We start from the raw sequence: 14482 nt of genomic DNA on the forward strand, positions 1-14482 counted from the left end.
TCCGTGCCCCCGTCCGGACCTTCCTCCCGTCGGGCAGTCTGCCCCCCTCCGCCGTCGAGCACCAGTGCGCATGGCCGCCTCACCGAGAGCACCCGGAGCACTCGCGCGAATGCGCCCCCACAGGTGCGCGTCGTCGCACCCCAGGGCTGCCTTTGAGTCGCCCAAAGAGGTGTTTATGCAGGTGAGAAGCGTGAGGGAGGTGTCTATGATCGGTGTGTCGGCCGCGCGACGCGCCGTCGGCGCGGAGTGTAAGGAGCCCTGTCGTGAGCACCCCCGCACAGATCCGGACCGGCGAAACCCTCGACGTCGACCGCACCGACGCCGCCTATCGCGGCTGGCTGAAAGAGGCCGTGCGCAAGGTCCAGGCCGACCTCAACCGCTCGGCCGACACGCACCTGCTGCGTTTCCCGCTGCCGGAGCGGTGGGGCATCGACCTGTATCTGAAGGACGAGTCCACCCATCCGACCGGAAGTCTCAAACACCGGCTGGCCCGCTCGCTGTTCCTCTACGGTCTGTGCAATGGCTGGATCCGGCCGGGCAGACCGGTGATCGAGGCGTCCAGCGGTTCGACGGCCTTGTCCGAGGCCTACTTCGCGAAGCTGATCGGCGTGCCCTTCATCGCCGTCATGCCGCGCACGACCAGCGCCGAGAAGATCCGCCTCATCGAGTTCCACGGCGGGCAGTGCCACTTCGTGGACGACCCGCGGAGCATGTACGAGGAGTCCGCACGCCTCGCGAGGGAGACCGGCGGCCACTACATGGACCAGTTCACCTACGCGGAACGGGCCACGGACTGGCGCGGCAACAACAACATCGCCGAATCCATCTTCCGGCAGTTGCGGTCGGAGCGGTTCCCGGAGCCCGCGTGGATCGTCGCCACGGCCGGCACCGGCGGCACCTCGGCGACCCTCGCGCGCTACGTCCACTACATGCAGCACGACACCCGCATCTGTGTCGCCGATCCGGAGAACTCGTGCTTCTTCGAGGGCTGGACCACCGGCGATCCGGACGTCACCTGCGACTGCGGCTCCCGGATCGAGGGCATCGGGCGCCCACGCATGGAACCCAGCTTCGTACCCGGCGCGATCGACCGGATGATGAAGGTCCCGGACGCGGCCAGCGTCGCCGCCGTACGCGCCCTGGAACGGACCATCGGCCGCCGGGCGGGCGGCTCGACGGGCACCGGGCTGTGGAGCGCGCTGAAGATCGTCGCCGAGATGGTGGCCGAAGGCCGGCAGGGCAGCGTGGTGACGCTCCTGTGCGACCCGGGGGACCGCTACCTGGACAAGTACTACTCCGACACGTGGCTCGCCGAACAGGGCCTGGACATCACGCCGTACACGGCGGCGATCACCTCGCTGCTCGAAACGGGCGTCTGGCGCTAGGAGTCTCCTGAAGATCTTGCTTCGAGTGCCCGGTACACCCCAAGTTGCCAGTAAATGTCAATCAGGTTGAACTGGGGCAAGCCGGACGCGTTTTCAAGATCTTCATCGGACTCCTAGCGGGCGGCGGCCAGCCGCCGGTCGAGCAGGACGACGGCGTTCCGGAAGGCGCGCCCGAGGCCCGCGCGCGCCAGTGTCAGGCCGAGCCGGAACACCGCCGGCCCGTCGGCGGCGAACGTCCACCGCACGAGGGTGCCGGTGCCCGCCGGGATCAGGCGCCACTCCTCGGCCAGCGCCCGGACGCCGGGTGCGTCGGTCACGTCGACGCGGTAGGCGTACACCTCGGGTTCCTCGGCGGCCAGCACCGTCTCCAGGAGGCGTGTCCCGCCCCTGAGCCGGACCTCGCGCCGCGCGCCGCCGTCGACGGGCCGGGCGAGCGTCACCACGGCGAACCACTCGGCCCAGCCGGGCACGTCCTCGGCCAGCGCCCGGAAGACCGCCTCCGGAGCGGCGGCGATCTCCCGCGTGAAGACGAGCCGTACGGGCGCGGTCTCGACGAACTCGAGTCCCACCGGGCGCAGTCGGCGAGCCATGGACGCAACCTCCAGGAAGCAGCCGACGGCCGACCGGGCGGCGGTCACCCACCACGGCCGGGGCGGCGACGGAGACGACGCCACAGGGTAACCGGCGGTACGTCAGATGTCCGCGGCCTCGTCGGACTCGTCGGGCTCGCCCGCCACCACCAGCCGCCGCAGATGCTCCGACACCTCGGCGCGCGCCTCGCCCGACAGCCCGGCGTCCGTCACCAGTGTGTCCACCTGCTCCAGCGCCGCGAACGAACTCAGGCCCACCGTCCCCCACTTGGTGTGGTCGGCGACCACCACGACCCGCCGCGCCGACTGCACCAGACGCCGGTTGGTCTCGGCCTCCGCGAGGTTCGGTGTGGACAGGCCGGCCTCGACCGATATGCCGTGCACCCCGAGGAACAGCAGATCGAAGTGCAGGGCCGCGATCGCCTGGTCCGCCACCGGTCCCACCAGCGAGTCCGAGGGGGTGCGCACCCCGCCGGTCAGCACCACCGTGGCGGCACCCTGCCGGGGGCCCGACGTGCGCTGCGCCGCGTGGAAGACGTCGGCCACCCGCACCGAGTTGGTGACGACGGTCAGGTCCGGCACGTCCACCAGCTGGTGCGCGAGCGCGTACGTCGTCGTACCACCCGACAGCGCGATCGCGCTGCCCGGCGCGACCAGCTCGGACGCGGCCCGCGCGATGTCCTCCTTGGCGGACAGCTCCAGACCCGACTTCGCCTCGAACCCCGGCTCGTGCGTGCTCGCCTCGATCACCGGGACGGCACCGCCGTGCACCTTCTCCAGCACACCCTGCCGGGCCAGCGCGTCAAGATCCCGCCGTACGGTCATGTCCGACACGCCGAGCTTGCGGGTGAGCTCGTTGACGCGGACGCCGCCACGGCGTCGGACCTCGTCCAGGATCAGGGCGCGCCGCTGCTCCGCGAGGAGGTTCTGATTCTCACTCACGTACGCTCCGGTTCCTTTCGCCTCAAGCCGTCCCACACGCCTCGCGCACCTTCCCCTGCCCTCGACTTCGCCTGAGCCGGGAGGACCCCCGTCGACCAGGCCGTTTCGCCCGTCCCCGGTGCGCGGACGCCCCATCCTCGCACGGGCCGTGCCGGGCCGCGCCACCGACCGTCCGGACGCGCACATGCCATCAACGTGACCTCCCGGACGCCCGCCGTCACACGGATCGGGGAGATTCCGTGACGAGGGGTGTACGCCGCGCGTTCAGCGGCGATCCTTGTGCCCGCACGGACAGATGCCGACGGCGCGTCACGGGGGAAGTGCGAACAGTGGAACCTGCGCAGGAACATGTCCCGACCGGGGGAACCGACGACCTGGCCCCTCGGCCGGCGGACGGCGGAGCGGCCCTGGAACTCCTGGTCCACGGGGTGGGCGGCACCACGCCCGAGCAGATGCTCGACGATCCGCGCACGGTGCGGATCACCGGCGACGACACGGCGGCCGTCTTCCGGCGCGCCGAGGACGCCGACGCCGAGTCCAGGACGGACGCCTACCGCGGCCGCCCGGTGCCGGAGGCGTACGTCTGGTGCAACCTCACGTCCGGAAACGGCACCCGCGCCCTGTGGCTCCTGCTGCTGCCGTTCATGGTCGTCAACCTCGCCCACTGGATGCGCCCCACCGCCCGGGGCCGCACCCGGACGGTGCGCCTGTACGGCCTGCTGGTGCGGCTCACCGGACTCACCCTGACCGTGCTGCTGGTCGCCGCCGCCTGCGAGGTGGCGCTGGACCTCGCCGCCTGGCAGTGCGCGGGCACGCCCGCGTGCGCCGAGCGGCACTCCTGGCTGGGGTTCCTGTCCCCGAAGGTCTCGGACGGTGGCTGGTGGAGCCGGCCCGGCCGCCGCCTGGCCGTCGCGGCCCTGGTCCCGGCCGCCCTCACCGCCCTGCTGTGGTACCTCTCGCACCGCACCTGGAGCGCGTACGAGTCCCAGCAGCCGATGACCCGCACACCGGAGCCCGAGGAGGAGACCGGCCGCACCGCCCTCGGCCGCCCCGGCTTCTGGTACGGACGCCGCCTCGTGGCCCGGCTGCGCGCCGCGCACACCGCGGCCGGTCTCCTGACGGTCGCCGCGGCGGTCGGCACCTCGGCCGCACGGTTCGACCACCGGCCCGGCGGGCCCGCGCTCCTCGACATCCTGGGCCGGCTCCTGGAGACGGCGCTGGTCGTGGCCGCGGGGGCAGTGGTGTGGGTGGTGTGCCGCCGGGGCCGCAGCGAGCACCGCCTCGACCGGGAGCTCGACGAACACCTCGTACGACGCCTGCCCCTCGGCGCCGTCGCCCTGCTCGTCCTCACCGGGGTGTACGCCGGGTGGGAGCGCCCGGGGTGGGAATCGGCCGGCCGGCTGCCGGGTGACGCGACCTTCGGCGCCCTCTCCCTGGCCCAGGGCCTGCTGGTGATCGCCCTCGGCGTGGTCGCCCATGTGCTGCACCGGGCGCGCCCGGACGCACGCGCGGCGATGCGCGGCCTGGGCGGCCCGGCCGTCGCGATGCTGGCCTGCGCGCTCGGCGGGGTCATGTCCGGCGGTGTCTCCCAGCGGGTCGCCGACTGGCTGGACGGCACCGGCACGAACATCCCCGGCCCGCCGGTCCTGCTGACCTGGCAGGCGTCGGTGATCCCGCCGCTGCTGCTCGTCCTGCTGGTACTGCTCGGCTGGCTGGGCCGGCGCGCCTGGCTCCTGCGCCGCCTGGAACTGGCCGCGGTCGAGCGTGACTACGCGGGCGAGCCGCAGGACACCACCCGCACCCGCCGCATCGCCCGCGCCCGGGCGACGGCCACCCTCACCGACCGCGCACCCCTGCTCGTCGCGGTCGTGTCCGCCACGACCCTCCTCCTGGGCGCCGCGGCCCTGGCCGGCGCGATGACCACCGAAAAGACACCCGCCGAGGCGGCCCGACCGGCCTACGCCGTCGTCGAGAGCGCCGCCGAGACGGCCGAGGCCCTGGGCTCCTGGCTGATCGGCCTCGGCTTCATACTGTTCGTCACCTGGGGCCGACGTGCCTACAAGGACCCCTCCGCACGGCGCACCATCGGCATCCTGTGGGACGTCGGCACCTTCTGGCCGCGCGCCGCCCACCCCTTCGCCCCGCCCTGCTACGCCGAGCGGGCCGTGCCCGACCTGACCTGGCGGATGGCCACCTGGACCCGTGCCACCGGCGGCCGGCTCGTCATCTCCGGCCACTCGCAGGGCAGCGTGCTGGCCGCCGCCGCGGCCTGGCAGCTGGAACCGTCCGCCCGCGCGCGGGTCGCGCTGCTGACCTACGGCTCGCCGCTGGAGCGCCTCTACGGCCGGTGGTTCCCGGCCCACTTCGGCCCGGCCGCGCTCAGCGCCCTGCACCAGGATGTGGACTGCTGGCGCAACCTGCACCGGCCCACCGACCCCATCGGCGGCCCGGTCCGGCTGTCCGGCGCCTGCGGCCCCGAGGTCGACCGCGAAGCTCTCAAGGACCCTCTCGCGTACGGCCGTACAGCACGGCATCCCCTGCCCGCGCCGATCCTCGGCCACTCCGACTACCAGGCGGACCCGGCGTTCGCCGAGGAACGGGAACGCCTGCTGGGCCGACTGCGGCCGGACCTGCCCGGCCCGCGGCCCGAAGGAGGGTCTCAGGCGGAGTCGGGCAGGTCCTCGGCGTAGAGCAGGGTCAGGTCGTCCGTGCTCGGGTCGGCGACCTGGGCGACCCGGCTCGCATGCCGCTCGACCATCGCCTCGAAGGTCTGGCGGGCGGTACGGCCGTTGCCGAAGGCGGGGCCCTTGGGGAGCGTCGTGAAGTACTTCAGCAGGGCGTCGGCGGCGCCCGGCGCCAGCCGGTACTCGTGCTCCTCGGCCTGCTGCTCCACGATCCGCAGCAGTTCCCCGGGGTCGTAGTCGCTGAAGGTGATGGTCCGCGAGAAGCGGGACGCCACACCGGGGTTGACCGAGAGGAACCGCTCCATCTCGGCGGTGTAGCCGGCGACGATCACCACGACCGCGTCCCGCTGGTCCTCCATCAGCTTCACCAGCGTGTCGATGGCCTCCTTGCCGAAGTCGCGGCCCGAGTCCTCCGGCGACAGCGCGTACGCCTCGTCGATGAAGAGCACACCGCCCCGCGCCCGGGTGAAGGCCTCCTGGGTGCGGATCGCGGTGGAGCCGATGTGCTCGCCGACCAGGTCGACCCGGGAGACCTCGACCAGGTGGCCCTTCTCCAGCACGCCGAGGGAGGCGAGGATCTCGCCGTAGAGACGGGCGACCGTCGTCTTGCCGGTGCCGGGGGAGCCGGTGAAGACCAGGTGGCGCTTGACCGAGGCGGCCTTCAGCCCCGCCTCCTGGCGGCGCCGGCCCACCTCGATCATGTCGGTCAGGGCTCGCACCTCGCGCTTGACGCTGTCCAGGCCCACCAGCGCGTCCAGTTCACCGAGCACGGCCTTCGAGGCCCGCACTGGCCGGTCCGGCTCAAGTGCGGCGGCCGGCGGCTCCTGCTCGGCGGCGCGCTGCCCGGGGATCGAGCCCAGCAGGCCGGGGGAGTGGGGCAGGGTCTGGACGGCGGTCTCCGGCGCGGTGGGCTGGCGCAGGCTCCCGCTCTCGTCGCTGGTGCAGTCCTCCACGACGGGACCCGCGCCGGACGCGGCGTCGCCACCGGCGTCCGCGAACTCGTAGCCGCCGCGCGCGCACCGCTCCGTACGGCACTTCTTCAGGGTCGTACGGCAGCCGTCGATCACATGGAAGCCGTAGCCGCCGCTGCCCGTCACCCGGCAGTTCAGGAAGCTGCCCCGGCCGCCCGCCGAGACGTAGAAGCCCGCTTCGGCGGGGGAGTCGACGGTGCAGCGCTCTATCGTCGGGTCGGCGCCCTTGGTGACGATCACGCCGGTCTGGGTGGCGTCCACCGTGCAGTTGCTGAGGGTGCCGCCGCTGCCGTGGTCGCGGAACCAGGCGCCTGTGGCCGCGTCCCGGATACGGCAGTCGTCGAGCTGCGCGGTGGCGCCGTCGCTCACGGACACGGCCGTGTTGCGGACCTGCGAGATGTCGCTGTCGACGACGTCCGCGCGGGAGCCGCGGTCGAGGACGAACAGGGCGTCCGGCACGTCGTGCACCCGGCACGAGTCCAGGACGACGGTCGCGCCGTCGCTGACCCAGACGGCCGGGTAGTCGCCGGTGCTGTCGAAGATCTCGCACTGGTTGGCGTCCACGCGGGTGCCCGGGTCCCACACCGACAGGCCGTTGCGGCCGAACTGACGCACCGTCGTGCGGGTCAGCGTCAGCACGGAGCGCGAACGCAGGTCGACCGCGTTCTCCGGGATGTCGTGGATACGGCAGTCGGCCAGCGTCAGCACGGCGTCCGTGTCGAGGGTGACACCGTCCGCGGTGGTGCGGTGCACATCGCAGTCGGTGAGGTGGGCGGTGGCCCGGCCGGTGATCTGGACGCCGCTGCCACGGACCTCGTAGACCTCACAACCCAGCGCCTCCAGCGCGGAGTTCTCCCCGGTCACCGACAGGCCCACACCCGAGGTGTGGTGCACCCGGCAGCGCTCCAGCCGGGGATGCGCGCCGCCGCGCACGGCGACGCCCGCCTGGCCCGCCGCGACGACCTCGCACTCCTCGAAGACCCCGCCCCCGCCGTCCAGTACGGCGATGCCGACACCGGCCGGGTTGTCGACGGTGCAGCGCCGCACCGTCGGCCGCGCGCCGCCCCGCACCTCGATGCCGGCCGCGGACCGGGTGACGATCCGCAGGTCCGTGAGCTCGGGTGTGCCCTCCTCGACGAGCAGGGCGGGCGCCGCCGCGTCCTGGCCCTCCACGTGCAGGTCCTGGACCACGGCCGAGGCCCGCACGGTGAGCGGCACCCCGTCCAGGGGCGCGATCCGCACGGAACCGGGGGAGCCCTCCGGGCCCCGCAGGGTCACCGCCCGCTGGATGACGAGGTTCTCCCGGTAGGTGCCCGGGGCGACGGTGAGGACATCGCCGTCGGCCGCGGCCTCCAGGGCGGCGGCGAGCGACGCGTACTCACCCGTGCGGCGCCGCCACCGCGATGTGCCGGTGTGCGTCACCTGGACCGTGCCCTGTGCCATGGCGTTGCCGTGCCCCCACCTCGTCGTACGCGGGTCTCGTGCTGCCGAAGTAGTTCGGCCGGTCCACCGTAGCGTGCGCGCAGGCGGTGGGTTGACCAGAGCCGGAAGGCGGTCAGCTGCCGGTGCCGGTCCTGCCCCAGTCCGGGCCCGCCCGCTCCCAGGCCCGGTCCCAACGGGCGTACCGGCGACGGACCATGCGCCAGACCGCCAGCCGTCTGCCCGCCTCGACGAGGCCCGCGGTCAGCAGGGCGGCACCGACCCCGGCCAGGACGGCGTGGGTCGTCGCGGTGGCGGGATCCAGGGGCCGGGCCACTATGCGTCCGTGTTCGTCCGTCCACAGCGTGAAGGGGTCGCCGCGGTGCGGATCCTGGAGGGGCGCCAGGACGGTGCCCTGCCGCGCGGTGCCGTCCGGAGCGGTCCAGCCGGCGGTCACCCGGCTGCGCAGGTCACGGCCGGAGGAGGTCTCGGGATCGGTGTCCAGCGGGGAGCGGTCCAGCTTACGGAGGACGGTGGCCGTCACCGGATGACGGGATGCGCGCTGCTCGCGGACGGACCGCTGGAGCGTGTCCTGGGCGACCTCGCCGGCGAGCGCGCCGACGACGGGCCCGACGACCAGGATCAGCACCAGGGCCACCAGGGCCGCCCAGGCCTCGGCCAGGTCGGTGCCGCGGCGCAGCGGGTTGTGCCGCCAGCGCCACAGTCCGCCGATCGCTCGCACCGTCCCGCACCCCCTTCCCGCTCCGTGATAACCCCGCCGCGGCCCTTTACGCGCGGACCCGGTCGAAGAGAGAGCGAAATCACCCGCGCCGCAGCCCTCATGAACCGCTCACGGATCCAACGCCCAGGGCACCGGGCCGGGTTCACAGGATCTCCGCGGAGCGGGAGCGGGAGCGGGGGCGGGGGCGGGGGCGGGGGCGGGAGAGGGAGAGCGGGATGCGGCTCAGGCGAGGACGGTGAGGGGATCGCCGACCCGGATCGTGCCGGGAGTCTCGGGCACCAGGTTCTGTCCGAAGGCGAGCCTGCCGCCGACGCGGCGGTGCCGGCCGAGGGTGTGCAGGGGTTCCCGGCCGCGGTCGGCGGTGTCCTGGTCGGTCGTGGTCGTGACGCACCGCCCGCAGATCTTGGCGACGCGGAAGACGACCTCGCCGAGCGTGATCCGGGACCAGTGGTCCTCGGCCCAGGCGGCGGCGCCCGCCACGACCACGTTCGGCCGGAAACGGTTCATCGGCAGAGGGCCCTCGTGCGCGTGGTCACCTTCGGATATCAGGGCGTTGAGGGCGTCGAGGGAGGCCGCGGAGGTGAGCAGCAGCGGAAAGCCGTCGGCGAACGAGACCGTCTCGCCGGGCAGCGCGTACTCGGGGTCCACGGGCCGGCGCGTGGCGGGGTCGTCCATGTGGACCAGGCGCACGTCGGCGCCGAGGAACGCGCTGCACCAGGCATGCGCGGCGTCGTCCTCGGCCGGGACGGCCTCCACCTTGTCGCGGAAGATCTGCACGGGCACCCGGCCCCACGGCCGCGGAACGGACACCGTCAGCGGCTTCCTGCCGGGTGCGGACAGCCGGACGCCGCCGCCGGGCAGGAGCTCGGCGGCGGCCAGCGCGAGGCGTGGTTGCTGACGTTGGGTGACGACCTTTCCCCCGTCGTCGATCAGTGCCCAGCGCCGGTCTCCGGCCAGCCCCCAGGGCTCCACGACGGCCTCCCGGGGCGCGAGACCCCGGAACGCCTTGACCGGATGCAGATGGATCGACTGCAACAGCACGTTCCCCATACGTCCATCGTGCCAGGCGGCACGGACAGTCCGGGAGACGCGTCAGTAGCCGCCGCGGTACTGCTGCTGCTGGTTGCCGTACGGATCCTGGTAGGGGGCCGGCGCGGGCCGGGGAGCGGCGGGGCGCATGGCCTCGTAGCCCGTTCCCGGACCGGCGGGGCGCGGCTGCTGGGGGTACTGACCCGGATAGCCGCGCGGCGCGGCGGCCTGCTGCGGGATGTACGCCGCGGGTGCCTGCTGGAGCGGGGCGGGCTGCTGGGCCTGCGGGTAACCGTAGGAGGGCTGGGACGGGCCGGCCGGAAGGGCGGGCAGTGCCGACGGCAGCGCGGGCAGGTGACTGCCCGGCATGTCGTACGCGGCGGGGACCCGGATCGGGGCGATCTGCGGGGTGCCCCGCTCGGCCACGAGCGAGTCGTAGATCGGAGTGTCCGGGAAGGAGGCGGAGTAATAGCCGCCGCCATAAGTGGAGCGGGGGGAGGTCATGGCACATAAGTTAAGCCCACGATGTGCTGGTTGGGGAGACCGATAAGAGGGTTGTTTTCCGCGTCGGCAGTGACCCGGTACCCCCAATGCGAGCGAACGTGGCAAAAAGGGGCGGCGTGCCCGATGATTCTCAGGTAAAAGCCGAGTTCCCGGCGGGTTACCGGGGGTTGGCGGCCCGCCTTCCTGTGCTGTTCGTGGGAGTTCGCTGTCCCGGAGAATAGGTTGGGCGAGTGGACGATCCGACGGAACTGCCGGGACCCGCCTGGCACGCCGACACCTGATGGGGGCGACATGTCAATGCCGAAGGGATCCAACGCTCCGGTGCCGACGACGGCGCTGCGGGTCGAGCTGGGATGGCGCTCCGGACCTGGCGTGCCCGACGTGGACGCCTCGGCGCTGCTGCTGGTGGGCGGAAAGGTACGTTCCGACAGCGACTTCGTCTTCTACAACCAGCCCGTGCACGCCTCCGGCGCGGTCCGGCACGAAGGCAAACGGGACGCGGGCGGCCGGGTGGCCGACACCCTCGTCGTCGACCTCGCCCGCCTGGAGCCCGCGATCGAGACGGTGGTCCTCGCCGTCTCCGCCGACGGCGGCACGTTCGCCGCCGTCCCCGACCTCTCCATCGAGGTCAGGGAGGCCGGGCGGGACACGGTGGCCGCACGCTTCGAGAGCCCCGGCGCCACCGTCGAGACCGCCTTCGTGCTCGGCGAGTTCTACCGTCGTCAGGGCGCCTGGAAGTTCCGGGCCGTGGGCCAGGGCTACGGCAGCGGGCTGGAGGGCCTCGCCACGGACTACGGCATCACGGTGGACGAGCCCCAGCACACCGCACCGGCCCCTGCCGCACCGAGCGGGCCCCCGGCCACCGCGCGTCCGGCCACCGCGCGTCCGGTCACCGCGGCACCGCCCCCGCCGCCTCCCTCGGCACCTCCCGCCGCACCGGTCCGGCTGACGAAGGTGACGCTCACCAAGGCGGCTCCCTCCGTCTCGCTCACCAAGCAGGGCGGCACCTCGGGCGCCCTGCACGTCAACCTCAACTGGCAGATGCGCAAGCAGTCCTCGGGCTGGGGCAGCAAACTGGGCCGCGCCGTCGCCCTGCAGGCCGACCTCGACCTCGACCTGTGCGCCCTGTACGAACTCACCGACGGCAGCAAGGGCGTCGTGCAGTCCCTGGGCAACGCCTTCGGGGCCCTGCACCAGCCGCCGTACATCCACCTCGACGGTGACGACCGCACCGGCGCCGTCTCCAGCGGTGAGAACCTCACCGTCAACCTGGACCACAAGCAGGCCTTCCGGCGTGTCCTCGTCTTCGTGACCATCTATGAGGGAGCACGCTCCTTCGCCGAACTGAACGCCACGGTCACCCTCCGGCCGCAGCACGGCGCCCCGATCGACTTCTCCCTCGACGAGTGCACGGTCCCCTCGACGGTGTGCGCGCTCGCCCTGATCACCAACACCGGAAGCGACCTGGTCGTCCAGCGCGAGGCCCGCTACCTGGTGCCCGAGCGCGGGTCCAGCCCGCAGCGGACCGTCGACCATGCCTACGGGTGGGGCATGAACTGGACCCCCGGCCGGAAGTGACCGCTCAGCTCTCCTCGCCGACCACGGCGTCGGGACGCGTGTACGTGCGGCCCTTCCAGGCCGCGCCGCGCCCCCTGTAGTGCCGCACCGCCGAATCGACCGTCATGAGGAGGTAGAGGAACGCGGTGAACGGCAGCAGGGGAGCGAGCCACAGGGGCTGCCGGTAGTAGCGGAGCATCGGGACGTACGTCCCCGTCATCACCAGCCACGCGAGCCCGCCGGCGACCGTGGCCGCCGTGCTGCCGGCGGCCACGCCCGCGATCAGGGCGAGGGGCGGCACCAGGTACACCAGCGCGAGTCCGGCCACCGTACCGGCGAGCAGCAGCGGGCTGTGCCGCAGCTGCGCGTACGCGCTGCGCGAGACCATCCGCCACAGGTCGTGCAGCCGTGGGTACGGACGGACGCTGTCCACCCGATCCGCCAGGCCCAGCCAGACGTGCCCGCCCCTGCCCTTGACGGCCCGGGCGAGCGCCACGTCGTCGATGACGGCGTGCCGGATGGCGTCCGGGATCCGGGCCCGCTCGGCGGCCTCGGTGCGCAGCAGCACACAGCCGCCCGCCGCGGCCGCCGTCCGTCCCCCCTTCCGGCTGATCCGGCGGAAGGGATAGAGCTGCGCGAAGAAGTAGACGAAGGCGGGCACGACGAGCCGCTCCCACGGGCTCTCCACCCGCAGCCGGGCCATCTGGGAGACGACGTCGTAGCCGCCCGGGCCGGCCGCCGCGACCAGCTGCCGCAGGCTGTCCGGAGCGTGGGCGATGTCGGCGTCCGTCAGGAGGAGGTACTGGGGGCCACGCGCGCGTGCCAGGCCGATGCCGTGACGCAGGGCCCACAGCTTGCCGGTCCAGCCCGCGGGCGGCTCACCGGGCGAGGTGACGGTCAGCGGCAGTCCGCCGTGCCGGCGCGCCAGTTCGTGCGCCAGCGCCCCGGTACCGTCCGTACTGCCGTCGTCGACGAGGAAGACCTCCGCCCGCCCCGGATAGTCCTGGGCGAGCAGCGACGGCAGGCTCGCGGGCAGCACCGCGGCCTCGTCGCGGGCCGGGACGACGACACAGACGGACGGCCACGCGTCCGGGTCCCGCCGTGGCGGCAGGCGGACGTCCGTCCGCCAGAAGAAGCCCTGGCCGAGCAGCAGCCACAGCCAGGCGGCGAGTGATCCGACGGCGGTCCACACGATGGCGCTCACGCGCGCAGTCTGCCCCACCGGCCCGGCCGGCACGGGGCCATCGTCTATCGTGGCGGGGTGAAGATCGCGCTCATGGACTCCGGAATCGGTCTGCTGGCGGCCACCGCCGCGGTACGGCGTCTGCGGCCCGACGCCGATCTCGTGCTCTCCCTGGACCCCGACGGCATGCCCTGGGGGCCCCGGACCCCGCAGGATCTCACCCGGCGTGCCCTGGCCGTCGCCGAGGCCGCCGCCGCGCGGCGGCCCGACGCCCTGATCATCGGCTGCAACACCGCCACCGTGCACGCCCTGCCGGCCCTGCGCGCCCGGCTCGAGCCCGGCATCCCGGTCATCGGCACGGTCCCCGCGATCAAGCCGGCCGCGGCCGGCGGCGGACCCTTCGCGATCTGGGCGACGCCCGCCACCACGGGCAGCCCCTACCAGCGCGGCCTCATCGAGGACTTCGCCGACGGTGTGTCGGTCACCGAGGTGCCCTGCCCCGGCCTCGCGGAGGCGGTGGAGCACGCGGACGAGGCGGCCATCGACGCCGCCGTCGCCGCGGCCGCGGCGCTGACCCCCGACGACGTGACGACCGTCGTCCTCGGCTGCACCCACTACGAGCTGGTCTCCGATCGCATCCGCGCCGCCGTGCAGCGCCCCGGCTTCCCCCCGCTCGTGCTGCACGGCTCCGCCGGGGCGGTCGCCGCCCAGGCGCTGCGCCGGCTCGCAGAACAGCCCGTCCCGCGCGCGACAGCCGACGGGACCCTGACCGTGCTGCTCAGCGGACGCGAGGGCACCCTGCCCGCGCCCGCCCTGGCCTACGAGGAAGGCCGGCTCCTCCAGGCGGTCAGTCCCGCCCGCTGACCCCCACCCGGCCCAGTCACCGTCCGCGACGACCTACCGGCCCAGCGAAACCTGAGTAGTCTCGTAGGCATGAGGGACCACCTCCAGGGTGAGAACACCCCGTACCCCGACGTCTGGACCGGACGAGCATCCAACCGGTTCCAGTGGCTGCTGGCGCTCGGCGGGGCCGCCTGCCTGGCACTCGGTATCGAGCTGGCGGTCGCCTCCACGTGGACGTCCGGCATCGCCCCGCTCGTGATGTCCGTCGTCGGCTGCATCGCGGCCGGGCTGCTGGTCCTCTTCGGCACCCTCGCCTTCGTGCACGTCGCGCTCAAGGTCGACCAGGAGTGCCTGGAGGTGCGCTGCGGCCACATGGGCCTGCCCCGCCGCCGCATCCCCCTGGCGCACGTCGCGGGCGCCGAGTTCGAGCCGCTCGTCACCCCCCGCCACTGGGGCGGCTGGGGCTACCGCTGGCGTCCCGAGAAGGGCACCGCGGTCGTCGTACGACGCGGCGAGGGCGTGGTCCTGCGACTGTGGGACGGCCACACGTTCACCATCACCGTGGACGACGCGGAGGCCGCCGTACGGGTCATCAAGGCCCGGCTGCGGTCCGGCGCCGCGCGCTGAGCCCAC

At 73.4% G+C, this 14482-nt stretch carries 12 protein-coding genes; 5 read left to right on the forward strand and 7 right to left on the reverse strand.

All coding sequences use genetic code 11. The features are described from left to right. Positions 1-263 precede the first annotated feature (263 nt). Positions 264-1385 (forward strand): PLP-dependent cysteine synthase family protein, encoded by a 1122-nt coding sequence (locus ACWD0J_RS27450; RefSeq protein ID WP_451498520.1) that lies wholly within the window; start codon positions 264-266, stop codon positions 1383-1385. Positions 1386-1498: 113 nt separating this feature from the next. Here the strand turns inward: ACWD0J_RS27450 and ACWD0J_RS27455 are convergent, their stop codons facing one another. Both ACWD0J_RS27455 and ACWD0J_RS27460 read right to left on the reverse strand, forming a co-directional pair. Next, positions 1499-1975: an SRPBCC family protein gene (locus ACWD0J_RS27455; protein ID WP_451498521.1), complete on the reverse strand. Its 477-nt coding sequence runs from the start codon at positions 1973-1975 to the stop codon at positions 1499-1501. 102 nt (positions 1976-2077) lie between these two features. After that, positions 2078-2917: a DeoR/GlpR family DNA-binding transcription regulator gene (locus ACWD0J_RS27460; protein WP_451498522.1), complete on the reverse strand. Its 840-nt coding sequence runs from the start codon at positions 2915-2917 to the stop codon at positions 2078-2080. 329 nt (positions 2918-3246) lie between these two features. On the opposite strand from ACWD0J_RS27460, the gene ACWD0J_RS27465 reads away from it, so the two are divergent. Next, the gene (locus tag ACWD0J_RS27465; RefSeq protein ID WP_451498523.1) at positions 3247-5607 is read left to right on the forward strand and encodes a hypothetical protein; all 2361 of its coding nucleotides are present in this window, start codon (positions 3247-3249) and stop codon (positions 5605-5607) included. On the opposite strand, the gene ACWD0J_RS27470 is transcribed toward ACWD0J_RS27465, so the two are convergent. The 4 genes from ACWD0J_RS27470 to ACWD0J_RS27485 form a co-directional block, all read right to left on the reverse strand. Beyond that, the gene (locus ACWD0J_RS27470) at positions 5577-8015 is read right to left on the reverse strand and encodes a right-handed parallel beta-helix repeat-containing protein (protein ID WP_451498524.1); all 2439 of its coding nucleotides are present in this window, start codon (positions 8013-8015) and stop codon (positions 5577-5579) included. The genes ACWD0J_RS27465 and ACWD0J_RS27470 overlap by 31 nt on opposite strands. A gap of 112 nt (positions 8016-8127) precedes the next feature. Then, positions 8128-8733: an Rv1733c family protein gene (locus tag ACWD0J_RS27475; RefSeq protein WP_451498525.1), complete on the reverse strand. Its 606-nt coding sequence runs from the start codon at positions 8731-8733 to the stop codon at positions 8128-8130. A gap of 222 nt (positions 8734-8955) precedes the next feature. Then, the gene (locus ACWD0J_RS27480) at positions 8956-9783 is read right to left on the reverse strand and encodes an MOSC domain-containing protein (protein WP_451498526.1); all 828 of its coding nucleotides are present in this window, start codon (positions 9781-9783) and stop codon (positions 8956-8958) included. Positions 9784-9825: 42 nt separating this feature from the next. Next, positions 9826-10266 (reverse strand): DUF6643 family protein, encoded by a 441-nt coding sequence (locus ACWD0J_RS27485; RefSeq protein ID WP_451498527.1) that lies wholly within the window; start codon positions 10264-10266, stop codon positions 9826-9828. A gap of 297 nt (positions 10267-10563) precedes the next feature. On the opposite strand from ACWD0J_RS27485, the gene ACWD0J_RS27490 reads away from it, so the two are divergent. Continuing rightward, complete coding sequence (locus ACWD0J_RS27490) at positions 10564-11844, forward strand: TerD family protein (protein ID WP_451498543.1); 1281 nt, start codon at positions 10564-10566, stop codon at positions 11842-11844. 4 nt (positions 11845-11848) lie between these two features. Here ACWD0J_RS27490 and ACWD0J_RS27495 read toward each other — a convergent pair whose 3' ends face one another. Continuing rightward, positions 11849-13027, reverse strand: coding sequence for a glycosyltransferase (locus ACWD0J_RS27495; protein WP_451498528.1), 1179 nt, complete (start codon positions 13025-13027; stop codon positions 11849-11851). A 57-nt stretch (positions 13028-13084) separates the two neighbouring features. Here ACWD0J_RS27495 and ACWD0J_RS27500 point away from each other — a divergent pair, with 57 nt between their 5' ends. Both ACWD0J_RS27500 and ACWD0J_RS27505 read left to right on the forward strand, forming a co-directional pair. After that, positions 13085-13870 carry a glutamate racemase gene (locus tag ACWD0J_RS27500; protein WP_451498529.1) on the forward strand — a complete coding sequence of 262 codons (786 nt, stop codon included), beginning with the start codon at positions 13085-13087 and terminating at the stop codon, positions 13868-13870. A gap of 69 nt (positions 13871-13939) precedes the next feature. Further along, positions 13940-14476, forward strand: coding sequence for a hypothetical protein (locus tag ACWD0J_RS27505; RefSeq protein WP_451498530.1), 537 nt, complete (start codon positions 13940-13942; stop codon positions 14474-14476). The last annotated feature ends 6 nt before the right edge of the window (positions 14477-14482 follow it).

It is taken from the genome of Streptomyces sp. NPDC003011 (assembly GCF_053591515.1).